Genomic DNA, 24,144 nt, shown 5'->3' on the forward strand with positions numbered 1-24,144 from the left:
TCTTTGTTTAAGTCTAAATTACGGCTGTATTTGTTTTGGTAATTCGGCGCTTTTCAGAATACCCGGTCATTCAAAATATCTAGTAAATATTTTCCATAGCCGCTCTTGGCTAGGGGTGCAGCAAGTTTTTCGAGATCTTCGCTCGTGATCCATTTCTGGCGCCAGGCAATTTCCTCTGGGCAGGCCACTTTTAATCCCTGGCGTTTTTCAATCGTCTGAATGAATTGGCTGGCTTCCAATAACGACTCGTGCGTGCCGGTATCCAGCCAGGCATGGCCGCGGCCCATGACCACGACATCAAGCTTGCCAGCTTCCAAGTAACGCCGATTGACATCGGTGATCTCGAGCTCGCCGCGGGCGGAGGGCTTTAGGCTCTTTGCGATTTCCACGACTTGTGGGTCGTAGAAATAAAGCCCAGTTACAGCGTAGCGCGACTTGGGCTTACTTGGTTTTTCTTCCAAAGAGATGGCGCGGCCAGCAGCATCAAACTCCACCACACCGTAACGCTCTGGGTCATGCACAGGATAGGCAAATACCGTTGCGCCGGTGGTCTTCTTGTCAGCCTGGGTGAGTGATTGCGCAAAGTCGTGGCCATAAAAGACGTTATCGCCAAGTACGAGTGCACTTGGATCTTGACCCACGAATTTCTCGCCGATGATAAAAGCTTGGGCCAAGCCGTCGGGTGATGGTTGAACCGCGTACTGAATCTCAATTCCCCACTGTTTACCGTTGCCCAGTAACTGCTCGAACCGCGGTGTGTCTTGGGGCGTGGAGATCAACAGAATCTCTCGAATACCGGCCAGCATCAGCGTGCTCAGTGGATAAAACACCATTGGCTTATCGTAGATTGGCAGCAGCTGCTTTGAGACCGCTAGCGTTGCCGGGTGCAGTCGGGTACCAGAGCCGCCTGCCAAAATGATGCCTTTGCGTTTCATAGTCTTAAGATTAAATTTATCTAGTTTCCGGGCGCAATTTCCAGCTTCTGTTTTTCTGTCTCGATCAGCACCTGGCCAACCGTCATGATCACATCGTCTTGCCAGTCGGGCGATGTTGTTTTAAGCACGGTCTGAAGCTTGCGGGTATCCAACCGAGAGTTCAGTGGCCGGCGGGCAGCCGTGGGGTAGTTCGCTGTTGTGATGGGTGTGATTTTCTTGCAAGTGTTTGCTGCGCCATGGGCCTTGGCGGTGTTAATCACGAGTCTTGCGTATTCAAACCAGTTGGTCTCTCCGCTTGGGGCGCAGTGGTAGATGCCCCAGGGGGGAAGACTGTTTGACCCAGAACCAAAACCAGGTGTGGCTAGATTGATCAAATCAAGCGTGGTCGCAGCCAAATAGTCGACATGGGTGGGCACCCCCCACTGATCGCTCACCACCTGAATCTCTTCCTTGGTGTCAGCAAGCCGCAGCATGGTCTTTAAAAAGTTATTGCCGCGGCTGCTATAGACCCAACTGGTCCGCAGAATAAGGTGTCTGACACCGCTGGTGGTGATCGCGGCCTCACCGGCGAGCTTGGTCTTGCCATAGACCGACAGTGGTGCGCATGCGTCGGTCTCTTTCCAGGGCGTTGTGCCTGACCCATCAAAGACATAGTCGGTGGAGTAGTGCACCAAGAGTGAATCGATCTTGGCAGCGATCTGGGCGATTACCCCCACGGCCCTTGCGTTAACGGCTTCGGCCTGTGCAGGCTCGGACTCTGCCTTATCCACAGCAGTGTAGGCCGCCGCATTGATGATGATCTCTGGCCGCAGGTCCATCAGGGTCTGGGTGATGCCCGCTGTGTCGGTAATGTCGCCACAGTAATCAGCGCTGTCACGGCTTAAAAATACGTGCTCCGGCGCTTCCCCGATTTGTTCTTGTAATGCCTGGCCAAGCTGCCCCTGGCTACCAAAGACCACAATCATTGTTGTTGGGCTCGCTGTTGATCAACTGCGCTGGTTCCGGGCGCTGGTTCCTGCGGCGCCAATGTGCCAGCTGCTTTGGGGCGCTGTGTTTGTGGCGATTGTGAGTGGCTGTATTGCTTCGCAATCCAATCCCGATAGGCGCCACTTTGCACATGCTGGACCCAGTCTTGATGGTTTAAATACCAATCCACCGTCTTGGCAATGCCGCTGGTAAAGGTCTCGGCAGGTTTCCAGCCCAGTTCACGGGAGATTTTCTCGGCATTGATGGCATAGCGCCGATCATGGCCGGGCCGATCTTTTACATAAGTGATCAGCATTTCGTGCTTGCCGCCAGCACGCTTTGCGGTCTCGGGGGATTTTTGATCCAACAGGGCGCAGATCGTTTTGACAATCTCAATGTTCGGCATTTCATTCCAGCCGCCAACGTTATAGACCTGGCCCACTTCACCGTTGGCGAGTACCGTGCGAATGGCGCTGCAGTGGTCTTTCACAAACAACCAGTCGCGGACATTCATGCCATCGCCATAAATCGGTAGCGGCTTTCCAGCCAGTGCATTGGCAATTACCAGCGGAATGAGTTTTTCTGGAAACTGATAGGGCCCGTAGTTGTTCGAGCAGTTGGTGGTGAGCACTGGCAGCCCATAAGTGTGGTGCCAGGCACGCACCAAATGATCACTTGCTGCTTTGCTTGCGGAATAAGGGCTATTGGGCTGATACGGTGTGGTCTCGGTAAAGGCGGGGTCTCGGGGGCCAAGCGACCCGTAGACTTCGTCGGTGCTGACATGCAGAAAACGAAACGCCTTGGCGTGTTGCTCGGGCAGGCCTTGCCAATAGGCCCGGGTACATTCCAACAAATTAAACGTGCCCTGAATATTGGTTTGAATAAAATCCGCAGGCCCGTGGATGGAGCGATCCACATGGGACTCGGCTGCGAAGTTGACGATCGCCCGCGGCTTGTGGGTGCTCAATAAAGTAGCGACAAGCGCCTGGTCACCGATATTGCCGTGAATAAATTGATGCAGCGGCTGGTTGGCCAGACTTGCCAGGTTTTCTTGGTTGCCCGCATAGGTAAGGGCATCCAGATTAATCACGCCCTCATGGGCAGTGTATGGATTAGCGAACCAATCCAACACAAAATTTGCGCCGATAAAGCCGGCCCCGCCAGTCACTAAAATCATCACTAAAGGATATACGAAAAAAGGGGCCGATCGGTGTCGGCCCCTGTTTCAGGCGGATTTGGTTTTCTTACTAAATTGCGAAGTCGGTGATTTTTTTGCCTGCTTTGATATAGGCCGCCAACCACTTGGGCTGCTTACCGCGGCCAGTCCAGGTCATGCCAGTTGCTGAATCACGATACTTGGGGGCGACCACGCTGCGTTTGTCAGCGCCTTTCTTGGCTTTTTTAGCGCCCGCTTTGGCTGCTGCAGGGCGGCCCGGTTTGCGGCCGCGCTTAGCACCTGCTTTTGCTACAGCGGGGCGGCCGGGTTTGCGGCCACGTTTGCTGCCTTTGCCAATCAAGCTGGTGAGCCCCAGGTCTTCTGCGGTGAGACCGAAGGTCTTGATCGCGTGTTTGATATTGGCGATGGTTTCGGCGATTTCACGCTTGCGGGCGGCTTCCGCTTCTTTTTGCAGCTTTTCGATTTGGGCTTGGAGTTGGGTATACGAGGACATGAGAGTTTTTCCTTGGTTGGCGTAAAAATATTCTTATTTTCAGACGCCATCCTAGTATAAACAATAATTCATAGAGCAGCCAAAGAACAATCTGAGTTTGCTAGTCTGTCCAAAAGTAACTCGCAAAAAAAACGCACGCTAAAAATAGATGAGCGAACCATCTTCCTTTGTAGTAGCTTAAAAAACAAGGCCACCACTCCTCTTTGTTCGTGTTGTCAAGACTACGTCCAAGTGCTGGATCCGCATAAAACGCTTGAATTAGAGTGCCGAAACCATGAATAAGCATGTAGAGCTGAGAGAGAGTTAACCTGTAATCTGGAATAAGGCTCGCAAAATAAAAAGCAATAAAAAATCCTGAGGCCAAAAATAGATTAAGAAAAAATCCCACCCAGAAATATTTACTCTTGTTAACAACGAGGACCCCTTCCAAACCTGACTTTCTGCTGGGCGACACTCTTGCGTATCTTAAAATGGTGAGCCAAACATGTTTTGAAGTCTGAGACAATGTTATCGCCGAGTCCAGCCAGGATAAAATTTGAAATCGCAATAAATAAAGCAAGCCGAGCAAGATACAAACCCCTGCCTGAGCTAGTGTCACCATGAGCAGGTAATTTTTCGTCGAGAAAACTGATTCTGTTATGTAGCCAAGGATCGGCGCAAAAAGCGTAAGAAAGATTATCGAAACAAGTTGTGAAATTTTTTCAAGAGACTGTGATAGGAAGGGTTTTTGAGTCAATTTACCGGCAATCCGGGCAAAAAGGCTTGCTGCAGAAAAAAAATGCGCCAAGGAAAAAAATGCGATACAAAGTAAAATTAGTATGTACGGCGCCATAATGAGCGTTTCTCTTATTTGGTGAATTTATTTTTCTGTTTTAGACCGGGATCAGAAACCTACGCCATCTTCGATGTCGTAGGCACAAGTTTAAGCGTATCGCATCAATCTAAAATAAGCAGGGTTGTCATATTTCATGCGCTGACTTGTAATAGGGCATTGAATTAAACAGCCGACAACCCTGCTGGGGGTAAAGATTGATTGCTGTAACCGAATACAGCTAGTTCGGATGCCCAGATTTCGCCGGAAATCTCTAATTTTTGAATATCCAAAATTTTTTTTGGGGGGCAATTGAAATTTGGGTGCTCTCGCCTTCAGTTGCACTTGGCTCAACTATAATTTCAGGATTTATTTTAATTTAAAAAGTCTAAATGGGAAGTGCAGTCTGGTACGTGGCTTATACCAAGCCAAAGCAAGAGCTGATGGCTCAGGATAATCTCCTGCGGCAAAATTATCATGTTCGGCTGCCTTTGGTGCGTAAGATTGTTCGCCGGAAAGTCACACTGGAGCCACTCTTTCCCCGGTACATCTTTCTTCAGCCCGCTACAGTTGAGCAGTCACTTTCACCGGTTCGCTCAACGACTGGCGTGAGTTCAATCATTCGGTTCGGCATGGAGTTGGCAGTCTTGCGCGAAGAAACCTGCCAGCGCATTATGGATTTTGCTGAAGCCCAACAGCAAGGCGGTTTGGAATCGCTGCTGTCTGTTCAGGGTATTGAAGTCGGTGACAAGGTGCTGATCAAAAGCGGCCCTTTCGCTGGCCTGGAGGGCCTGGTCTCCGCCATTGCGAAAGACCGGGTGCTCGTGCTGATGAGTCTTTTAGGCAAAGAGCAGTCGATCAAGTTTCAGGCGACTGATTTATCGACGCTTTGAAAATTCTAGTCTGGGGTTTACGGCGGGCCCAGGCTCACCGCTAACACGCCTGACGTTTAAGTCAGCCCCAAGGTAACCGCCACCATGCCTGACGTTTAAGTCAGCCCCAAGCTCACCGCCACCACGCCCAACAGGGTGCTGGCCACAATGGTGGTCGCCATGCCCAGCCGGTATTGCAAAAGCAGTAGCGATGCAATCACGGTAATAAATAGCGCCACCAAATCCAAGCTTCGCCACGACCACAGGTTTCCATCGGGGAAAAAGGTGTGTTGGGCAAAGACCAATCCCAAGTCAATGATCACGCCCACCACGGCGGCACTGATTGCGGTGAGTGGGGCTGCAAGCGACAGGCTGCGCCGCGTTGCTTCTACGATCGGTGCGCCCATCAGAATAAATACGAAGGATGGCAAAAAAGTAAAGACCGTCACCACGATGGCCCCAAGCGCACCCGCCCAGGTGATGGGAAGGAAAGCAAGGCTTGTGTGCTGTGCAGCCCCCATGAAGCCCACAAAGGCATTGATCATCACAAGTGGCCCAGGGGTAGTTTCACCCAGTGCCAAGCCGTCCATCATCTGGGCCGCGGTGACCCACTGATAGTTGTTCACCGCGTTATCAAATACATAGGGCAGCACGGCATAGGCACCGCCAAAAGTGATCAGCGCGACCTTGGTGAAAAACGCCGCCATATCGGTCAGCACATAAGGCGCAAATTGGTTCACGGCGCTGTAGAGCATTGCCCAAAGCGCAATGCCTGTGCCGAGTGTCATGGCCATGTGGCGGCCATCGGTGCGAACGAACTTTGGCGTAGGGGTGTGATCGTCGATGATGTAGCCGACGGGCTCGGGTGTAGCTGTATTGGCCGCAGCCCGCACCGAACTCTCGCGCTTTACGCCACTCATGGTTTCCAGTCCCTTGATGGGTGTGCGTGATAACAAGTGCGTTAACCAGCCAACCAAAGCGGCGATGGTGATGATCGTGAGAAACGACAGACCAATCAGGAGCCCAAATAGTGCACCAGCGGCAATCCCCCACCAGAGTGGGCCGCGCAGCACACGCTGGCCCAATCGAAGACAGGCGGCAAACACAATCGCGATCACGGCAGGTTTGATGCCATACAGCAGCGCCTGAATTTCAGGCAGTTGACCATAGAGCACATAAAGTGACCCCACCGCGATCATGATGACGAGCGATGGCAGCACAAACAGTACGCCCGCCAAAATACCGCCGACAGCACCATGACTGAGCCACCCCAGATAGGTGGCTAACTGCTGGGCCTCTGGGCCGGGCAGGACCATGCAGTAGTTCAGTGCATGCAAAAACCGGCCGTCCGAAATCCAACGGCGCCGCTCCACCAGTTCCCTATGCATGAGTGCAATTTGGGCCGCTGGGCCACCAAACGAGATCAGTCCAATTTTGAACCAGACCCGCAGGCTATCGGCCAATGAGATTTTTGATGTCGCTTGCAAGTTTATCTACTGGAAGATCATGGGGCACAACCAAACGCAACTTCCCTTGGCCGTCGAACACATAGGTAAACGTGGTGTGGTCAATGGTGTAGGCCATGGGGTCTTTGGCGCTGTCTTTGGTCGGCACTTTTTTATAAAAGACCCGAAAGTCTTTGGTGATCGCCTCCGTTTGCTCGACTGTGCCGCGCAGACCCACGATCGTGGGGTCAAACGAAGCGAGATATTTTTTCAGGTTGTCTGGCGTATCGCGCTCAGGGTCTACCGTGACAAACACGAGCTGAAGCTTGTCTGCGTCTTTGCCCAGGGCTTTTTTAAGTTCACCCATTTTGGTGAGATGTGTGGGACAGGCATCGGGGCAATACATAAACCCAAAAAAGAGCGCGGTGACCTTGCCTGGAAAATCTTTTGGGGTGACTATCTTGCCGTTGAGATCGGGCAGGCTGTAGTTCTGGCCCCAAGGGGCATCGGTGACATCCATGGCGTTGAATTTGGTCTTGGTCTCGCCACAGCCCGATAGTAAAAATGGTACTAACAAACCACTGACGCCGAGCAGCACTGCACCCAGCCATTGGCGTTTTGATCGCCGGCTGCCCGCTGGAAATTTGCTCCTGAGAGTGCTTCGTGTTGTCATAGACGCTTATGGTAACCCGCACCGACATTGCTGTGATTGGCGCAGGCCTGGCAGGCGCAGCCTGTGCCAGGGTTTTGGCGCGGGCGGGCCTTCAGGTCACCGTGTTCGAGGCCGCATCAAGCCCGGCAACCGGTGCATCGGGCAATCCGATTGGGATCTTGCATCCCCTGGTGTCCAAAGACCACAACTTGGCGAGCCAGCTGGTGGAATTAGGCATGGCGACCACGCTGCGCTGGCTTCGTGAGCTTGCCCCAATTGCGCAAGTAAAAGGCATTGGCGCTTTGGGGAAATCCTGCGGTGTGCTGCAACTCAGTGGCGATGCCAGTGAGTTGGTTTTGTGGGACCCGACAGGGGCCTGGATTAAACCACAACGATTCGTTCAAGCATGTTTAATGGAGGCACAGGCGCATGGCGCGCAAGTTCATTACGACCATCCGGTTGCGTCGATATCACACAAGGGTGATCTGACTTTTGCAGATGGATCAGCCAAGTCGTTTGATGCAGTAGTGGTCTGCAATGCCTATCAGATGGATGCGCTGCTTCCCGGGCATGTGCTGATGCTCAACGCAATTCGGGGAACAGTGAGCCGATATGCTGTTGCTTCAGAGCATTCCTTGCCCTGCGTGATGTGCGCATCCGGTTATGCCACTCCCGTGGTCGAGGGCGAGATGGTGGTTGGGGCGAGTTATGAACGCGTGCCGAGTGCGTCAGGCGCGGTGTCAGACACCCGAGATACGAGCGCGTCAGGCACGGTGTCAGACACCGCGTCTCGGGTGTCTGACACCGTGTCGGTCACCGATGATTCATCGATAGACCCTGGTGAAACTAACGAGATGAGCAATTTAGATCGCCTACGGATTATGGATAGCCGGCTTGCGGATCTCTGCGCTGGTCTTCCCGCCCAGGAGCGCACGAGCATTCGAAGCGCCACGCTTGACCGCATGCCCCATATGGGCCCGGTTCTGGATACACGGGTACCGCTATTGCCCCGCGTCTCTCAGTTGCATCAGATGCCCAGAAGCGAACGGATCTGGGTGCTGGGGGGCTTGGGTTCGCGGGGTTTGAGTTTTGCCCCCTTGGGGGCCGAGGTCATTACCGCTCAGATTCTGGAACAACCCCTGCCCATTTCAGACCGATTGGCCCGCGCCGTGGATCCGGTACGGTTTGCCCTGCGGCGGCATCAGCGCCGGAAATAAGCCAGAATTAGCCCTATGAATTTCCAACAGCTACGTATTATTCGCGAGACTGCCCGCCGGCGGTTTAACCTGACCGAGGTCTCGGCCGCTTTGTTCACGTCCCAGTCGGGCGTGAGTAAACACATCAAAGACCTCGAAGACGAGTTAGGTGTGGCCCTGTTTGCACGAAAGGGAAAGCGCCTGCTGGGCTTAACGGAACCCGGCAAAGAAGTCTTGAAATACGCCGAGCGTATTTTGCAAGAGGCTGAAAATCTGCAGTCGGTTGCAGCCAGCTTTTCCAAGCAAGACGAAGGCCGATTGGTGTTGGCCACCACCCACACCCAGGCCCGCTATGCCTTACCTGAAATTGTGCGGCGTTTTCGGGAAGAGTTTCCAAAAGTACATTTGGTGATGCATCAGGCAACACCGTCTGAAATCGCAACCTTGCTGGAAAGTGATCAGGCGGACCTGGGCATTGCTACGGAGTCGTTGCGCAATAACGAGTCTTTTGCGACATTCCCGTTTTATCGTTGGTATCACGGCGTGATTGTGCCGGTGGGCCACCCGTTGACCAAACTCAAACACCTGACCCTGAAGGCGATTGCGCAGTACCCCATCGTGACTTATCACGAAGGCTTCACCGGCAGGGCGATGATTGACGAGACCTTTGCCAAGGCGGGGCTGACACCTGAGATTGCGATGGTGGCGCTGGATGCCGATGTGATCAAAGCCTATGTGGCACTGGGCATGGGCGTGGGCATTGTGGCGTCGATGGCCTTTGATGATGACCAAGACAAGCACCTGAAGTTATTAGATGCGAGTGAACTGTTTAAGGAAAACACAACAGTCTTAGCTTTGCGCAAAGGTCGTTTTCTGCGGGGCTATGTGAAGCGGTTTGTGACCCTGTGTGTGCGTAATCTTTCAGAAAAAGAACTTCAAAAGGCGGTTGCAGATGAGCAATTACGGCGTGAATGATTCTTCTAAGGCGGCAGGCGTTGGTGCTGAGCGCAAGGCAGTGAATCTGATTGACTTGAAATCACGCCGTGCATCAGGCGATCGCATTGTCATGCTCACCTGTTATGACGCCAGCTTTACCCGCCTGTTAGATGACTGCGGCGTGGATGTGCTTTTGATTGGCGACTCATTGGGCATGGTCTTGCAGGGCCAAAGTTCCACTCTGCCGGTCACCATGGATCAGATGGTTTATCACACCGAGTGTGTTGCCCGCGCCAAGCCCAAGGCGTGGATTCTGGCGGACATGCCCTTTGGCAGTTATCAAGAGTCACCCGCTCAAGCGTATGCCAATGCTGCTCGATTGATCGCAGCGGGTGCGCAGATGGTGAAGATCGAAGGCGGCGGCTGGCTTGCCCCCACCGTTGAATTTTTGACTCAGCGTGGCATTTCTGTTTGTGCGCATTTGGGGTTAACACCACAGTCGGTCCATCAGCTGGGTGGTTATCGCGTGCAGGGCAGGGATCAATCTGGTGCGGATCAGCTGATTGCAGATGCAAAGCAGTTGGAAGCCAGTGGCGCCGATATGGTGCTGGTGGAATTAATCCCAACCCCACTGGGCGCGCGATTAACCGAGTCACTCTCGGTTCCAACAATCGGTATCGGCGCCGGGCCGCATATGACCGGCCAGGTCTTGGTGCTGCACGATATTTTGGATGTCACGCCTGGCAAAAAGGCGCGGTTTGTAAAAAACTACATGCGTGGCGCGGGCAGCATTCGGGAAGCCGTGTCTCGATACGTGCAGGAAGTAAAGTCTGGCGCCTATCCCGGCCCAGAGCACGGGTTTGAGTCTTAATAGTTAATCAATCTCGGCCGTTTGGCCGATTTCCAGGCTGTTTCGTGGGAGTTAAGTTGGCTGTGCTTGCTCGTAAAACCTCTTTACGAGAAGTAATCGATCGATTACAATGCACATGCCTTCCCCAAAACAAACCCCCCAGTTTTCGAAATGGATTCGATCAATCTCTGATATTCCGACTCAGGTTCGCTTGGTTCGTCGAATTGATCGTTTGAGTTACGGATTAATGGGGGACGTGAAGTCAGTTGGCGATGGCGTGTTCGAATTACGCGAATCCTTTGGTCCTGGCTGGCGGATTTATTTCAGTCGTTTGGATGCTGACACCTTGGTTTTGCTTTGGGGTGGATCGAAGAAAAACCAGTCTGTAGATATTGAGATTGCGAAAAAACTCTGGAGATCGTTAAGGGGTGAAGCTCATGAAAAAGACGATGGTCAATAAAAAACTTCAGTCTTTCGATGTCGCTGATTTTTTACAAAACCCCAAGTTTTTGGCTGAGTATTTGCGTCAGGTCTTAGAGGAGGGGAACGCTTCGGAACTCGCCGCTGCTCTTGGCCATATCGCCAAATCCCGAGGCATGGCCGAAATCGCCAAAGAAACGGGAATCACTCGCGAGGCGCTATATAAGGCGTTGCGCGGGGACAGCCAGCCCCGCTTAGATACCTTGCAGCGGGTGTGTAAAGCAATGGGTGTCAAGCTGACTATCGAACCGGTTGCCTAAAAGCGAAAGCAGGCTACTGTCTAAGGGGTCGCTTTGACGAACGTGATTCTACCGTTCTGAATCAAGCGCTCTAGTTTGCCTGCATGCCAAAGATAATTTAAGTGGGCAATGGTCTCGCCCATGGCAAAGGTGAGCTGGTGCAAGTCAAGCTGACGCTTAAAGAGCACCGGCATGATCTGAGTGGCGCTTTGGGGTTCCGTGCAGGCTTGCAGGGTTTCATCTAACCGCTCTTGGTGGTGATCGCGCAGTTGTTGCAGCCTGACTTTAATTCCACCATCCTGACTACCTGACGCTGCCCCAAACGGTTTTCCGTGTGAGGGCAAAACTATCACGTCATCGGGTAGTGGTTCGTAAGCCGCCAAAGAGTCCAAATAGAGCTTCAGTGGATTGGCGTCGGGTTCTTGGGCCCAGACGGACATGTTGGTGGAAATCTTTGGCAAGACCATGTCGCCAGAAATCAAAACATTTAATTTTTCACAATAAAGCGCGCTGTGTTGCGGGGAGTGGCCATAGCCCGGGATGACCCGCCAGGTGTTCGCGCCAATCGTAATATCTTCATTGGGGAAAATTCTGCGAAAACTTCCCGGCACAGATGGCACCAGTGATGGGTAGTGGTTTTTTCTGGCGCGAAGTTTTTCTAGAGTGTCTGGGTCGCTAATGCCATGCCGCTCGAAGTGATTGGCCATATTGGCGGCTTTTGCTTGTTCTTCGGGCGATGATTTTCCCCAGGTGGGCTCCACTCCTTCGTCGATCAGCACGCGGGCGGTGGCGTATTCCGAATAATCGACCCACAGGGGTGCCTGCCACGCTGCATTACCCGCGCCCTTGCACAACCAATCGGCCAGCCCAATATGATCGGGGTGGAAGTGGGTACAGAGCACTCGCACAATCGGCAGGCCACGCAAGTGCTTCCCAATGATGGATTGCCAGATGCCCCTGGTCTGATCGTTTGACACGCCGGTATCAATAGCGGTCCAGCCGGCTTTGCCTTCGAAATGATCTTCCAAGAGCCAGAGATTGATGTGATCCAGCGCGAACGGCAGCGGCATGCGTATCCAATACACACCGTCTTTAATTTTGGTGAGTTCTCCGGGTTCGGGGAGCTGCAGGTCTAGGTAACGGATTGCGTGTTCGGGACTGTTCATGAATTAATTCTGTACAAAGTGTTCACGCGAAAAATGTGTTGGCAAAAAAGATGCCCAAAAATTAAGAGGCGTTTTTAAAAAAAAGTTTAAGCCCGCTGTTTATCTATTGCCTGCTGAATACGCTTTTCCGAAGGCAGCCAGCTGATCGTAAATGCCGTGAAGCAGGCAATAATCGCCATGGAAAAAAGCAGGGTCTCAAAGCCTGTTGCCTTCACAATTGGTCCAAGCAGATACACGGCAATACCGCTCACCCCAAAAGCCGTGGCGATTCGGATGCCTGCGACCCGGCTGCGCATGCGGTCATCTACATAGCGGACCACCACTGCATCTAAAAATGGAATGGCACCAAAGATTGCGGCCATATAGCCCAGGGCGCAGAAAAAGAGCACCCAGCCAGTCGAATTCGATGCGATAAAGAGCAGAACGATTTGGCTGGCAATAATGCCCAAGTACAGTGGTTTCATCGGTACTTTATCTAAGAGCCACCCCACCACAACTTGGCTAAACGCAGCCACGGCATAAATCACCGCCAACAAGATCCCGAGCGTGGCCGGATCCGAGATGATTCCCGTGAACCGCTCACGCAGCAACTCATTGTTGCCATTGGTCGTGAAGTTAAACAGCAGTGCGCCAGATGTTGCGGCAATCGTGATCACTAAGAGTGCACGAATGGTGATGTGTCGCGGAATCGGGTGGGGTTCGGATTTCTTCTTGGCGGGGGCCTCTGCTTCGGCGGGGGCATATTTGGCAAACATCAGCCCCATGACTGCGGACAACATCGCCGGCAGAATAAATGCAGCCTGCCAGCCGAAATACTTGACCATAAAACCAGTCAGCACAGCGGCAATGGCCAAGCCCATGTTGCCCGCAAGATTATTCCAGCCAATGGTCATGCCGGTTTTCACGGCAGATTTCAGCAGCATGGGAATGCCCACCGGGTGATAGATGGATGAAAACGCCCCCATGATCGTGAGTGCAATGGCCATTTGAATATGGTTCTGGGAAAACGCAATCACCAGGCAAGAAACAGCAATGCCCCAGAAAAAGACCAGCATCATTTTGCGGCGGCCCCAGAGATCACCCAGCCGGCCCGAGGGAATAGAGCCAATGCCAAACATAATGAAGGCGCCCGCCGTGTAGGGCATCAGGTCTTCCCAGCGCTCAAACCCAAAATCGGCCGCGATCGCCGTCACAGCCGAAGCAAAGACCAGCAAGACCAGGTGATCCAAGGCGTGGGCGGCGTTAAGCAGCAAAGAGGTCGGCCGATTCATGTCGCGGATTGTACGGGGCAAAGGTACACTTGCGCGATGTCTTCTCAACAACCCCGGTCAACTAGTCCGCTCAACTTCGCCCTGTGGGTCATGCTGATCTGCGGCTGTCTTATTGGGCTGATTTCCTTTGGTACACGGTCCTCTTTTGGTTTGTTTGTCGACCCGGTATCGGGCCCTGCGGGCTTTAATTTTGGCCGTGAGAGCTTTGCCATGGCGATTGCTCTGCAGAACCTTTTCTGGGGCATCGGCCAGCCGATCGCGGGTGCTTTGTCGGACAAGTTTGGCCCCTGGCGGGTGATTGCCGTGGGTGGAGCGCTCTTTGCCTGTGGCCTGGCGCTGATGACAGTCTCAAGCGACCCCACGAGTTTTTCATTAACGGCAGGCATTCTGATTGGCCTGGGCATGAGTGGGGCCGGGCACAACACGGTGCTTGCTGCGTTTGCCCAGATCATGCCGGTGGACCGCAGGCCCTGGGCCATGGGCTTGGCCACATCCATGGCCAGTCTTGGCCAGTTCATGGTCGTGCCATTGGGCCAGGCCTTTATCGAGGCCTATGGTTGGGCGACTGCGATTTTGATTCTGGCGGTGGCTATGGCGACCACGCCTGCCTTAGCGCTTGCGCTTCGCACCAAGGCCAGGGGCAAGGATGCGCCACCCCCAACGACATCTACTGCAGGGTCTTTTAAAGAGTCCCTAAAGCAGGCCTTTGGCCACTCGAGTTACTGGCTGCTTCTGAGCGGATTTTTTGTCTGTGGTTTTCAGTTGGCATTTATTACCGTGCACTTTCCGCCGTACTTGAGTGACATGGGCGTGTCGGCCAGCACAGCGAGTTGGGGCTTGGCCATGATCGGGTTATTCAATGTGATTGGCAGTTATTTAAGTGGCCCGTTGAGTGCACGTTGGTCGCGCAAGGTCTTGCTCTCGGTGATTTACATGTCGCGGGCAACCGTCATCACCATCTTTTTGTTGGTGCCACTTTCAACGGCAAGTGTCTTAATTTTTGGTGCGGCGATGGGTGTGCTGTGGTTATCGACCGTGCCGCCCACAGCACAGTTGGTGGGGGTGATGTTTGGTAACCGTTATCTATCGATGCTTTTCGGGTTTGTGTTTTTATCGCATCAGATTGGCGGGTTTTTCGGCGTGTTACTTGGTGGATTAATTTTCACTTCGACTGGTAGTTATCTGCCAATCTGGTGGGGTGGTGTGGCGCTTGCGGTGATGGCTTCATTTTTGCACCTGCCCATTCGAGAACAACTCTGGGCGCCGAAGTTGCAACGGGCGTGATAGACGTTGTGAAGCATCTTTTGCTGAAGCTTTGGTGTTTTGATAAGCATTTGATGAGCGCGTGATGAGAAGACCGGCATGACATTCAAACGATCATCTACTCATCTCGCTGGCGTTGGACTGTTACTTGCCACTTTTGCATTGGGTCTTGTGATCTGGGTCGCTGTTCAATCAACCCGCACCGAACCTTTACCCACACTCGTCTGGGCCACCGGTGTACCAGACGGGCAGATCATGTCCGCGGGGCCGGTTGTGCTGGATCGGCTGGGGGCGGGCTGGTGGTGGGTCTACGCGACACCGCAAGACCGCCACGCCCTTCGGTCGTTGGGTGCCCAATTGGCGCTCGCCATGCCCACCCCACTTGCCCAAATGGCGGGCTGCTCGGTGCCCGCAGCCAGTGGGGCGGCCAATCTTCCACAATGAATCTAGTGCTGCCCAGCTTGCAGATTCAGACTTAGAATACCGGCATGAATATCGACAAACTCCAACGCATCGTTATTGACGCCCTGGAAGACATCAAGGGCCAACATATTCTGGTCTTTGATGCCCAGCCCATTACATCCATGTTTGACCGCGTGGTGATTGCCAGCGGTACCTCCAACCGGCAGACCCGCGCGCTTGCGAAGAACCTGCACGACAAGGTGAAGGCCGCAGGTGGCTGGGTCAATGCGATTGAGGGCGATGAAACTGGCGAATGGATTCTGGTGGACTTGGGCGATATCGTGGTCCATATCATGCAGCCCGCGATTCGTGATTACTACCGGTTGGAAGAGATCTGGGGCAAGTATCCGATCGACTGGGAAAAGATGCACAAGGGCAAACGCTCGGCTGCCAAGAAAGCGGCCGCGAAAAAATCTTCTGGTAAAAAGTCTGGAGCTATGGCGGCCAATGAGTCTGGTGCTGATGCGCCGAAGGTGAAGGTGTCTGACACCAAGGAATCGAAACCTAAGGTTGCGGCAGCGAAGAAGCCTGCTGCCAAAAAACCAGGTTCAAAGACTTCCGGTGTTAAAAAACCTGCGGCTAAGAAACCAGCGGATAAGAAACCTGCCGGCAAAACGCCCGCTGCGAAAAAATCGCCTGCGAAGAAACCCGCCGCAACCAAATCCCCAGTAAAGAAGCCTGCCGCTAAAAAGTGATTCTGGTGCTTGCGGTCGGCCAAAAGCAGCCCGCCTGGGTCGATCAGGTCTGCGCAGATTTCTTGGGTCGATTCCCAAAGGCGGATGCGGTTACCCTAAAAGAGATCAAAGCGGAAGTCCGCAGTAAAACCAAATCGGTCGCGGCACTGAAAGAAGACGAGGCCCAGCGTATCGAGAAAGAAATCCCGGCGGGTGCGGCGGTGATCGCTCTGGATGAGCGTGGCGAATCACTCACTACCGAAGCCTTTGGCCAGTTGGTCGATAAATATAAGACCCAATTCGGCAAGATGGTTTTTCTGATCGGCGGGCCAGACGGACTGGATGACCGATTAAAAGCCAAGTGCCACTATCAACTGCGGCTATCGGCCATGACCCTGCCCCATGGGCTAGTGCGGGTCATGTTGCTAGAGCAGCTGTACCGGGTGTGGTCGATAGCGAAGAATCACCCCTATCACCGGGCGTAGACTCGCCCGCGCAAATTTCTTTTGGCAAGAGCGCAAACAAGCGCGCAACCGCCGGTAACGCGCGGGGAATTAAAACGCTTCTTTTTCGGCCTCTAAAAACGCAAGACTGGTGTACTTGCCGATATTCGCATCGAATCCCGCAGTGCGTTTAGCCCGCGATGCCACCCGCGGGTCTTTCATCACCAAGTCTTTGGCGGCGGACAAATCTTTTCCGTCTTTCACTGCTTGCAGGCAGGGTTCCCAAATACCCGCCATCAGCTCGCCATAGTCTTTGAGCAGTCCCTTGCCCGGGTTGCCGTGCCCTGGCAGCCAGAGTTGATCGCCTGTCGCTTTCTCTAATTCTTTGTAGTACTTAAATGTGCCGGGGTAAGAGCCGTCATCAATATTGGCAATGCGGTTTTCCATGGCAATGTCACCGACATGCGTGACGCGGTCTTCCACCACTTCTACGGTTAAATCACATGGCGTGTGGGCCGTGCCATAGAAATGCATTTTCAGTGTCGTGTCACCAAAGTCCATCACTTGACCATGCTTTACTTCGGTATTGGGCGGCACGATCTTAGTGCCAGCGGTCGCCTGGTTGGTCCAGCGCTCCATTAAGCCGCGCCAAAGGTTGCCTTCCGCGCCTTTAATACGCGAGATGTTCTCTGCAAGTGAATAAATGGGCAGGCCCGGATAGGCGTCTGCATAGGCGTGGTTCGCCAGCCAATGGTCGCCGTGATAGTGCGAGTTAAATACGGCAACCACTGGTTTGGTGGTTATCGTCTTAATCATGCGCAAGACCATTTCACCAATCTGGACTGACGCGCCTGAATCTAAAATCACCACACCCTTTTGTGTGACCACAAAGGTGATGTTGCACATCATGCCGCGGTTTTCTGGGGTGGGGAAACTGTCGGGGGAGTAGATCAACCAAACGCGTTTTGAGACCTGCTTAGGCTTAATGTCTTTCACTGGTGGGCCGCGCAAGAAGTCGTCTACCTGTTGGGCAAAGAGCCGAACCTCAGGCACAAGGCTAAGTCCTGCGACACCAGTGCCGAGTGCAAGTCCTGTATTAACAGACCGTTGAATAAAGCCGCGACGGTTCATAAGTCTCCCCTTATGTATTTATACGTATGGAACGCAATGCTACACTTCATTGATCGTGCGTAGGTTGACGAAAATCAGTTTCCGCTTTCGGCCAAGGCTCCTAGATGACTTGGTGGCCTACGATCGCCACAAGCTTGCCCTGGACGTTTCGGCGGGCATCACGGTGGGCATTGTTGCGCTGCCACTAGCCATGGCTTTTGCCATTGCCTCGGGTCTGCCACCCCAGGCCGGCCTCTTTACCGCCATTGTCGCGGGTTTCTTAATCTCTGCCCTGGGTGGCTCCTCAGTCCAAATTGGTGGCCCTGCGGGTGCCTTTATTGTGGTGGTCTTTAGCATTATCGAGCGCTATGGCATTGCCAACCTGATGATCGCCACGATCTGCGCTGGTGTACTGATGATTGCGATGGGCCTACTGCGCTGGGGTGGGTTGGTGCGGTTAATCCCAGTGTCGATTGTGATCGGCTTTACCAATGGCATTGCTGTCTTAATTGGGCTGTCGCAGGTCAAAGAGTTTTTGGGTTTGAAGATTGACAGCCTGCCCGCCGAGTTCTTCCAGAAGATGGCGGCCATTGGCCAGACCATTTATACGGTGGATCCGGCAACGGTCATGATCTCACTGCTGTCGTTAGCGATTGTGGTCTTTTGGCCCAAGAGCTATGCGGCGCAGCGTTCATTTTTGGGAAGGTGGGTGGCGCGGCTGCCCGGCACGCTTGTAGCGCTCGCAGTGGGCACCATTTTGGTCTCTGCTTTCAATCTGCAGGTGGCAACAATCGGCACCGCGTTCGGGGAAATTCCACAGGGGTTACCGCCGTTTGTGTTGCCCGCATTTGAGTGGGAGACCGTTCGGTATCTCTTTGCACCGATTCTGACCATTGCGTTTCTTGGTGCCGTGGAGTCGCTGCTTTGCGCCCGTGTTGCAGACTCTATGACCAAGGGCAAGCACGATCCGAATCAAGAGTTGATGGCCCAGGGCGTGGCCAATATCGCGGCACCACTTTTTGGTGGGTTTTGCGCCACCGGTACGATTGCCCGCACGGTGACCAATATTCGCGCCGGCGGTAAGACGCCAATTGCGGGCATTGTCCATGCAATAACGCTGCTCATCATTATGTTGGGTGCGGCGCCATTGGCCAGTAACGTGCCACTGGCAACGCTCTCTGGAATTCTGATGTTTGTTGCCTGGAATATGGGGGAGTGGCGGGAGTTTGCGCGGCTGAAAAACTTCTCTTATGCCTATCGCACTATTTTCTTGTCGACTTTTATTTTGACCGTGGTGATGGACATCACGGTGGCGGTGGAAGTTGGCTTAGTGATGGCTTGCTTGTTTTATATCACCCGCATGTCGTCGCTCACAAAAGTGGAACCGTTGACATCCCAAGAGCGGGCGGCCCTTGGCGTGGAGAGTCACGACACTGAGATTGTGCGGATTACCGGTAGCCTATTTTTTGGGTCGATCAGCAAACTCGAGCAATTTGCTGAAGGCCGCCACCCGCCCAAGGTCGTGATTTTGGATATGACCAATATGATTCAGTTGGACACTACGGGCGTTGAGGCACTCTCAACCCTGCATCAACACCTGCGGGATCACGGCACGGAGTTGCGTATTGCCGGCGTGACCGGTCAGCCCCTATCGCTGATGGAACGATCCGAGTTTATGAGCCGGGTGGGGCCTGAGTTCTTTTTCAAGACGTTGGTGGACGCCTGTCGGCAGTAAAGACTCCAGAGTACGAGGTGTCAGACACCCCGGTTGGCGGAGTTGAAAGGTGTCAGGTACGGTGTCAGACACCCACCACGCGGTGTCAGACACCTGAGGCAGAGGCGCCCGGGTTTGGTGTCAGACACCCCCCGCGGTGTCTGACACCTTGGTACTAATTACCCTGTATTCCGAAGCCCTGCTGCAATTCCGTTGATCGACAAGTGAATACCAATCTGTGTGCGGGAATCCCGCTGGCCCGCACGCCAGCGGCGCAGTAACTCAATCTGCAAGTGGTTAAGCGGATCAAGATAGGGAAAGCGGTGGGCGATTGACCAGGCCAGTGTAGCGTTGGTGGCCAGTCGTGTTTTATAGCCCGTGATTTTTTCCAAAGCCGCTAGCGTGCGGTCCCACTCGGCCTCAATCTGCTGAAAGATACGTTTGGCAAGTTTTTTATCTTGCACCAACTCGGTATAGCGGCTAGCCATGGCCAGGTCGGCCTTGGCCATCACCATGTCCATATTGGAAGTCAGTGTTGAGAAAAACGGCCACTCGGTTTGCATGCGTTTTAGTAAAGCCGTGTTTTTCTTAGGCGACGCTTCAATGAACGCTTCAATTGCAGACCCAAATCCATACCAGCCTGGAAGATTGACCCGGCTCTGGCCCCAGGAAAAGCCCCAAGGAATCGCCCGCAGGTCTTCAATTCGCCGGGAGTCTTTTCGGGATGCGGGCCGTGAACCGATATTCAGTTGTGCAATTTCACTAATTGGCGTGGCTTCAAAGAAGTAGTCGTTAAAGCCTGCGGTCTCGTATACAAGTGAACGATAAGCCCGCATGCTGGCCTCGGACAAAAAAGCAGCGGCATCGAGAAACTCGCGTGGCGGTTTGCTCTGCGAAGACACCAGTGTTGCTTCCAGAACTGCTGAGACAAGCGTTTCTAAATTGCGCGCACCAATCTGCGGATTGGCGTATTTGTTGGCAATGATTTCGCCTTGCTCTGTCAGGCGCAGCTGGCCATTTACGGTGCCGGCGGGTTGGGCAAGGATGGCCTGGTAGCTCGGGCCACCACCACGGCCCACGGTGCCGCCACGGCCATGAAAAAGCCGCAGTTGAATATCAGGATAGTCTTGAAACAGCGCGACCAACTCGGTGGATGCCTGGTGAAGCTCCCAGTTGCTGGTAAAAAAGCCGCCATCTTTGTTGCTGTCGGAATAGCCCAGCATGATGTCTTGTTCGCCTGTAGATCTGGCAATCAGGTGAGTGATGCCAGGCAGTTCATAAAAGGCCCGCATAATGCCTGCCGCACAGCGCAGATCGTCAATCGTTTCAAAGAGCGGCACTACGATTAGCGACAAGAACCCCTCTTCTTTCAGGGTGCCTGACATTAATCCTGTTTCTTTTTGAATGAGCAGGACTTCTAACAGATCGCTCACGCTTTCGGTATGACTGATGATGGCATGCCGTATGGTCTCTGGCCCGAATCGCAGCAGAATCGAAAATGCGGTTTCAAAGATCGAGAGTTCGCCTTCGGCCAGCTCTGAATAGACCACGTGTTTTGATCGAAGACTGCGGGCGTCATTAAGCAGCTCTATTAACAGCGCGATCTTTTTCTCTTCTGAGAGTTTTTCATAGTGTGCTTCTAACTTTGCGCCACGCAAAAGCTCGGCCACCACGTGTTCGTGAATCGCGGAGTTCTGGCGCAGATCAGTGGTGGCCATATGAAAGCCAAAGACCTGCACGGCCCGCATTAAGGGTTTGAGTCGTGCCCGTGTCAGGGTCTCACCGTGATGGGCGCAGAGGGACTCATAGATGATGGACAGATCGTCGTAAAGATCTTCCGGCTGGGCATAAGGGGCGGCCGGCTCAATTGCGTGGCGCAGGGCCTCGGTGCCCGTAAGTGCCGTCAGGGTGGAGGCCAGCCGGGCATACACCCCAATGAGTGCTTGACGATAGGGTTCATCTTGCCGGTGGGGGTTGTGATCGCCTGAGCGCTCCGCCAGCTCCTTGAGTGCTTCGGAGCAGCCCGCTAATGATTCACAGACAGAGAGTTCACTACCCAGCTCATGCACCTGAACCAGATAGTGCCGCAGCACGACTTCGCTATGCCGCGAGACCGTGCGGGCAAGCGTGACATCCACAACATTAGGGTTGCCATCCCGGTCACCACCAATCCAATTGCCCATACGAAAAAGCGTGGGTAAGTGAGTTACTTTGGCGTGTTGCTCAATGCGATCGTAAAGCCGTGGGACTTCTTGCAAAAAAGTGCTTTGGTAATACGAAAGCGCATTTTCAATCTCATCATCCACACTCAGCTTTGATATGCGGATCAACCGTGTCTGCCAAAGCTGGGTCACCCGGGCGCGGATGGCATCTTCATTGTCTTTTCGGTCTTGCGGCCGGGTCAGGGTGTAATGTTTAGAGAGCAGTTCGCTAATCGCGCGTTTGGCATCCAGAATACTTTTGCGCTGCACTTCGGTCGGGTGGGCGGTTAACACCGGAGATACCCAGGCGTTTTGCAATGTGGCATGAATCTTTTTTGCGGGCACCCGCGCTTCTTTAAGCCGCACGAAAGTCCGGGTGAGATTGCCTTCAGCGGTCTCTGGGTCTTCGTTGGCATAGACGCGAAGATTAAATTGGTCTTCAGCCAGGTTGGCCAAGTGGGAAAAATAGGTAAACGCCCGGATCACACTCACGGTCTGGTCGGCGCTTAGCCCCTTGAGGATCTTATCGAGTGCCTTGCCCGCCGCAGCATCTGCGTCCCGCCGAAAGGCAACGCTGAGTTTGCGAATCTTCTCGATTAGATCAAACGCCTCTTGCCCCTCTTGCTCCCGAATGGTGTCGCCCAGGATGCTGCCCAAGAATCGAATGTCATCACGCAGGCTTTGTTCAGAGGGTTGGGGCAACATGGTGTTTCCTTGTCAGTTGACTGCGCTGCGGGCGCCACTAGCGGTGGCTGAATTTCATGAATGATATTTGCGGGCTATGAAGCCGTTGGTAACGGCGTTTGATCTTTGGTAACGGTAGTTGCATCTGTCTTTTGCGGTAACAAGCTTGGGTCTAACGCCAAGCGTTCATCAAACACAAAACAGCTGCCATCGTAATGATGGGCATCGGTTTCTTCAAAGTATTTCAGAATCCCACCCTCTAGCTGATAGGTGTGTTCCAAGCCGATTTCACGCATGTAGATCGCGGCCTTTTCACAGCGGATACCGCCAGTACAAAAGCTGACAATGGTCTTGTCTTTTAGCTCGTTTTTGTGGGCGGCAATTGCATCGGGGAACTCAGTGAACTTGTTGATGCGGTAGTCGATGGTGTTTTTAAAGGTGCCGAAATCCACTTCAAAGGCGTTCCGGGTGTCCAGAGTCACCACGGGGCGCCCCTCGTCATCATGGCCCTGATCTAACCAACGATTTAATGTCTCGGCAGTGACCGCTGGCGCACGCCCGGCATGTGGCCGGATCGTGGGGTGATTCATGCGGATGATTTCTTTTTTAATCTTCACCAGCATCTTGCGGAAAGGCTGACTGTCGGACCAACTCTCTTTCGGGTCTAGATCGGCAAAGCGGGCATCTTCACGTAGCCAATTCACAACACCATGGATTTGCTCAGCAGTTCCAGCCAGAAATAGATTGATGCCTTCTTCGGCAATCAGGATAGTGCCCTTTAGACCAAGTGACTTGGTTTTATTAAGCAGGCGCTCCCGCAGATCGGGAAGATCGTTGATGGGGACAAACTTGTAAGAAGAGATGTTGAGAATGCGATTCATAGCGACATTTTAAATGCGCAATGCCGCGGAGCAATACCCCACGATATGGAATGTGATGCAACAAGTCCGGCTATTGGTAAGGCCGAATCAATTGATTATTTGTTGACGTTCACTACCAGCCGCCCACGAATTTTCCCCGCCAGAATTTCTGGGGCGGCATCAATGGCTCGTGCAAGGCCGATTTCTTGAGTTATGGCATCCAGTTTGTCTGTAGCCAAGTCGCTTGCTAAGCGTGCCCAGGCAAGCTCTCTTCGCTCGCGCGGAGTGGTGACACTGTTAATGCCATAGAGCGTGACGCCACGCAGAATAAATGGCGCAACGGTCGACGGAAAGTCCATGCCTTGGGCAAGTCCGCAGGCGGCGACGGCGCCTTCCGCCTTGGTGGTGGCACAGGCATTGGCCAATGTGTGGCTGCCCACGCTATCGACCACGGCGGCCCAACGCTCTTTCCCTAAAGGCTTACCGGGGGAAGAGAGCTCGTTGCGATCGATTACCTCTTTGGCGCCAAGTGATTTTAAGTAGTCGGCCTCTTGGGTGCGGCCAGTAGAGGCCACGACATGAAAGCCAAGCTTTGCCAACACGGCGATGGCCACGCTACCCACACCACCGGCCGCGCCCGTGACCAGGACTTCACCATCACTGGGTTTTACGCCATGGCGCTCGAGCGCCAAGATGCAGAGCATGGCGGTATAGCCCGCGGTGCCAATGGCCATGGCTTGTTTTGAAGAAAATTGGGCAGGCTTTTTGATCAGCCAATCGCCCTTGACCTTTGCATACTGAGCCAGCCCGCCGGGGTGGGATTCGCCCACGCCCCAGCCATTGAGAATTACTTGATCACCAGCCTTGAATAAGGGGTGATCGCTTTGTTCCACTGTGCCCGTAAAATCAATGCCGGGAATCATGGGGAACTTGCGGATGATGGGCGACTTGCCGGTGATGGCTAGGCCGTCTTTGTAGTTGATGGTGGAGTAATCGACTTTTACCAGTACATCATGCTCGTTGGTTGTGGTTAATGCCGAGTCATTTACATGTTGAACGCCTGCTGTGTAGGACGTTTCGGTCTTGTTAATAAGGATTGCGTTGAAGTCTTTCATGGTGTCTCCGAATTATTCTTTGTCTAATATTTTTAAGTAGCCGCATGCCGCAGCCCAGCCAACGAAACTTTTCCGCTGACAAGATCTAAATCAATTCGAACTTGGCGCATGACGAGCTCGGGGCGCTTT

The 24,144-nt window shown here is 53.4% G+C and carries 24 protein-coding genes; 11 read left to right on the forward strand and 13 right to left on the reverse strand.

Annotated elements, in window-relative coordinates; translation table 11 throughout:
- Positions 1 to 53 precede the first annotated feature (53 nt).
- The 5 genes from rfbA to AOB54_01490 all read right to left on the reverse strand — a co-directional run bounded on the left by rfbA (position 54) and on the right by AOB54_01490 (position 4,403).
- A complete protein-coding gene (gene rfbA, locus AOB54_01470) occupies positions 54 to 935 on the reverse strand; it encodes a glucose-1-phosphate thymidylyltransferase RfbA (protein ID WVN42077.1) in 882 nt (293 codons plus the stop codon).
- Between the two features lie 20 nt (positions 936 to 955).
- Positions 956 to 1,900 carry a dTDP-4-dehydrorhamnose reductase gene (rfbD, locus tag AOB54_01475; GenBank protein ID WVN42078.1) on the reverse strand — a complete coding sequence of 315 codons (945 nt, stop codon included), beginning with the start codon at positions 1,898 to 1,900 and terminating at the stop codon, positions 956 to 958.
- Positions 1,897 to 3,078 (reverse strand): dTDP-glucose 4,6-dehydratase, encoded by a 1,182-nt coding sequence (gene rfbB / locus AOB54_01480; protein WVN42079.1) that lies wholly within the window; start codon positions 3,076 to 3,078, stop codon positions 1,897 to 1,899. Before rfbB ends, rfbD begins: the two co-directional genes overlap by 4 nt.
- Positions 3,079 to 3,148: 70 nt before the next feature.
- Positions 3,149 to 3,571 carry an H-NS histone family protein gene (locus AOB54_01485; GenBank protein ID WVN42080.1) on the reverse strand — a complete coding sequence of 141 codons (423 nt, stop codon included), beginning with the start codon at positions 3,569 to 3,571 and terminating at the stop codon, positions 3,149 to 3,151.
- A 100-nt stretch (positions 3,572 to 3,671) separates the two neighbouring features.
- A complete protein-coding gene (locus tag AOB54_01490; protein ID WVN42081.1) occupies positions 3,672 to 4,403 on the reverse strand; it encodes a hypothetical protein in 732 nt (243 codons plus the stop codon).
- 371 nt (positions 4,404 to 4,774) lie between these two features.
- On the opposite strand from AOB54_01490, the gene AOB54_01495 reads away from it, so the two are divergent.
- Positions 4,775 to 5,275 carry a transcription termination/antitermination NusG family protein gene (locus tag AOB54_01495; GenBank protein WVN42082.1) on the forward strand — a complete coding sequence of 167 codons (501 nt, stop codon included), beginning with the start codon at positions 4,775 to 4,777 and terminating at the stop codon, positions 5,273 to 5,275.
- 95 nt (positions 5,276 to 5,370) lie between these two features.
- Here AOB54_01495 and chrA read toward each other — a convergent pair whose 3' ends face one another.
- The gene (gene chrA, locus AOB54_01500; protein ID WVN42083.1) at positions 5,371 to 6,741 is read right to left on the reverse strand and encodes a chromate efflux transporter; all 1,371 of its coding nucleotides are present in this window, start codon (positions 6,739 to 6,741) and stop codon (positions 5,371 to 5,373) included.
- Positions 6,707 to 7,372 carry an SCO family protein gene (locus AOB54_01505; GenBank protein WVN42084.1) on the reverse strand — a complete coding sequence of 222 codons (666 nt, stop codon included), beginning with the start codon at positions 7,370 to 7,372 and terminating at the stop codon, positions 6,707 to 6,709. The genes chrA and AOB54_01505 overlap by 35 nt, the downstream gene beginning before the upstream one ends.
- Positions 7,373 to 7,380: 8 nt before the next feature.
- On the opposite strand from AOB54_01505, the gene AOB54_01510 reads away from it, so the two are divergent.
- The 5 genes from AOB54_01510 (at position 7,381) to AOB54_01530 (ending at position 11,073) form a co-directional block, all read left to right on the forward strand.
- Positions 7,381 to 8,568: an FAD-dependent oxidoreductase gene (locus tag AOB54_01510; protein ID WVN42085.1), complete on the forward strand. Its 1,188-nt coding sequence runs from the start codon at positions 7,381 to 7,383 to the stop codon at positions 8,566 to 8,568.
- 15 nt (positions 8,569 to 8,583) lie between these two features.
- Positions 8,584 to 9,522 (forward strand): CysB family HTH-type transcriptional regulator, encoded by a 939-nt coding sequence (locus tag AOB54_01515; protein WVN42086.1) that lies wholly within the window; start codon positions 8,584 to 8,586, stop codon positions 9,520 to 9,522.
- Positions 9,500 to 10,354 carry a 3-methyl-2-oxobutanoate hydroxymethyltransferase gene (gene panB, locus AOB54_01520; protein ID WVN42087.1) on the forward strand — a complete coding sequence of 285 codons (855 nt, stop codon included), beginning with the start codon at positions 9,500 to 9,502 and terminating at the stop codon, positions 10,352 to 10,354. Before AOB54_01515 ends, panB begins: the two co-directional genes overlap by 23 nt.
- Before the next feature lie 115 nt (positions 10,355 to 10,469).
- Positions 10,470 to 10,793, forward strand: a complete 324-nt coding sequence (locus AOB54_01525) for a type II toxin-antitoxin system RelE/ParE family toxin (protein ID WVN42088.1) — start codon at positions 10,470 to 10,472, stop codon at positions 10,791 to 10,793.
- Entirely contained in the window at positions 10,771 to 11,073 is a 303-nt protein-coding gene (locus AOB54_01530) for an addiction module antidote protein (GenBank protein ID WVN42089.1), read from the forward strand. The genes AOB54_01525 and AOB54_01530 overlap by 23 nt, the downstream gene beginning before the upstream one ends.
- A gap of 20 nt (positions 11,074 to 11,093) precedes the next feature.
- On the opposite strand, the gene AOB54_01535 is transcribed toward AOB54_01530, so the two are convergent.
- A complete protein-coding gene (locus AOB54_01535; GenBank protein ID WVN42090.1) occupies positions 11,094 to 12,218 on the reverse strand; it encodes an MBL fold metallo-hydrolase in 1,125 nt (374 codons plus the stop codon).
- An 86-nt stretch (positions 12,219 to 12,304) separates the two neighbouring features.
- On the reverse strand, positions 12,305 to 13,489 hold the full coding sequence (locus AOB54_01540; GenBank protein ID WVN42091.1) for an MFS transporter: 1,185 nt from the start codon (positions 13,487 to 13,489) through the stop codon (positions 12,305 to 12,307).
- Positions 13,490 to 13,525: 36 nt separating this feature from the next.
- Here AOB54_01540 and AOB54_01545 point away from each other — a divergent pair, with 36 nt between their 5' ends.
- The 4 genes from AOB54_01545 (at position 13,526) to rlmH (ending at position 16,373) form a co-directional block, all read left to right on the forward strand.
- Positions 13,526 to 14,773: an MFS transporter gene (locus AOB54_01545; GenBank protein WVN42092.1), complete on the forward strand. Its 1,248-nt coding sequence runs from the start codon at positions 13,526 to 13,528 to the stop codon at positions 14,771 to 14,773.
- 78 nt (positions 14,774 to 14,851) lie between these two features.
- Positions 14,852 to 15,196, forward strand: coding sequence for a hypothetical protein (locus tag AOB54_01550; protein WVN42093.1), 345 nt, complete (start codon positions 14,852 to 14,854; stop codon positions 15,194 to 15,196).
- Positions 15,197 to 15,240: 44 nt separating this feature from the next.
- Entirely contained in the window at positions 15,241 to 15,909 is a 669-nt protein-coding gene (gene rsfS / locus AOB54_01555; protein ID WVN42094.1) for a ribosome silencing factor, read from the forward strand.
- On the forward strand, positions 15,906 to 16,373 hold the full coding sequence (gene rlmH / locus AOB54_01560; GenBank protein WVN42095.1) for a 23S rRNA (pseudouridine(1915)-N(3))-methyltransferase RlmH: 468 nt from the start codon (positions 15,906 to 15,908) through the stop codon (positions 16,371 to 16,373). Before rsfS ends, rlmH begins: the two co-directional genes overlap by 4 nt.
- 69 nt (positions 16,374 to 16,442) lie before the next feature.
- On the opposite strand, the gene AOB54_01565 is transcribed toward rlmH, so the two are convergent.
- Positions 16,443 to 17,462: an MBL fold metallo-hydrolase gene (locus tag AOB54_01565; GenBank protein ID WVN42096.1), complete on the reverse strand. Its 1,020-nt coding sequence runs from the start codon at positions 17,460 to 17,462 to the stop codon at positions 16,443 to 16,445.
- A gap of 112 nt (positions 17,463 to 17,574) precedes the next feature.
- Here AOB54_01565 and AOB54_01570 point away from each other — a divergent pair, with 112 nt between their 5' ends.
- Positions 17,575 to 19,176 (forward strand): SulP family inorganic anion transporter, encoded by a 1,602-nt coding sequence (locus AOB54_01570; protein ID WVN42097.1) that lies wholly within the window; start codon positions 17,575 to 17,577, stop codon positions 19,174 to 19,176.
- A gap of 158 nt (positions 19,177 to 19,334) precedes the next feature.
- Here the strand turns inward: AOB54_01570 and ppc are convergent, their stop codons facing one another.
- The 3 genes from ppc to AOB54_01585 all read right to left on the reverse strand — a co-directional run bounded on the left by ppc (position 19,335) and on the right by AOB54_01585 (position 24,015).
- The gene (ppc, locus tag AOB54_01575; protein ID WVN42098.1) at positions 19,335 to 22,061 is read right to left on the reverse strand and encodes a phosphoenolpyruvate carboxylase; all 2,727 of its coding nucleotides are present in this window, start codon (positions 22,059 to 22,061) and stop codon (positions 19,335 to 19,337) included.
- A 74-nt stretch (positions 22,062 to 22,135) separates the two neighbouring features.
- A complete protein-coding gene (locus AOB54_01580) occupies positions 22,136 to 22,921 on the reverse strand; it encodes a sulfurtransferase (GenBank protein ID WVN42099.1) in 786 nt (261 codons plus the stop codon).
- A gap of 95 nt (positions 22,922 to 23,016) precedes the next feature.
- On the reverse strand, positions 23,017 to 24,015 hold the full coding sequence (locus AOB54_01585; protein ID WVN42100.1) for an MDR family oxidoreductase: 999 nt from the start codon (positions 24,013 to 24,015) through the stop codon (positions 23,017 to 23,019).
- Between the last annotated feature and the right edge of the window lie 129 nt (positions 24,016 to 24,144).

This window comes from beta proteobacterium MWH-UniP1 (assembly GCA_036362785.1).
Classification (GTDB): Bacteria; Pseudomonadota; Gammaproteobacteria; order Burkholderiales; family Burkholderiaceae_A; genus Lacustribacter.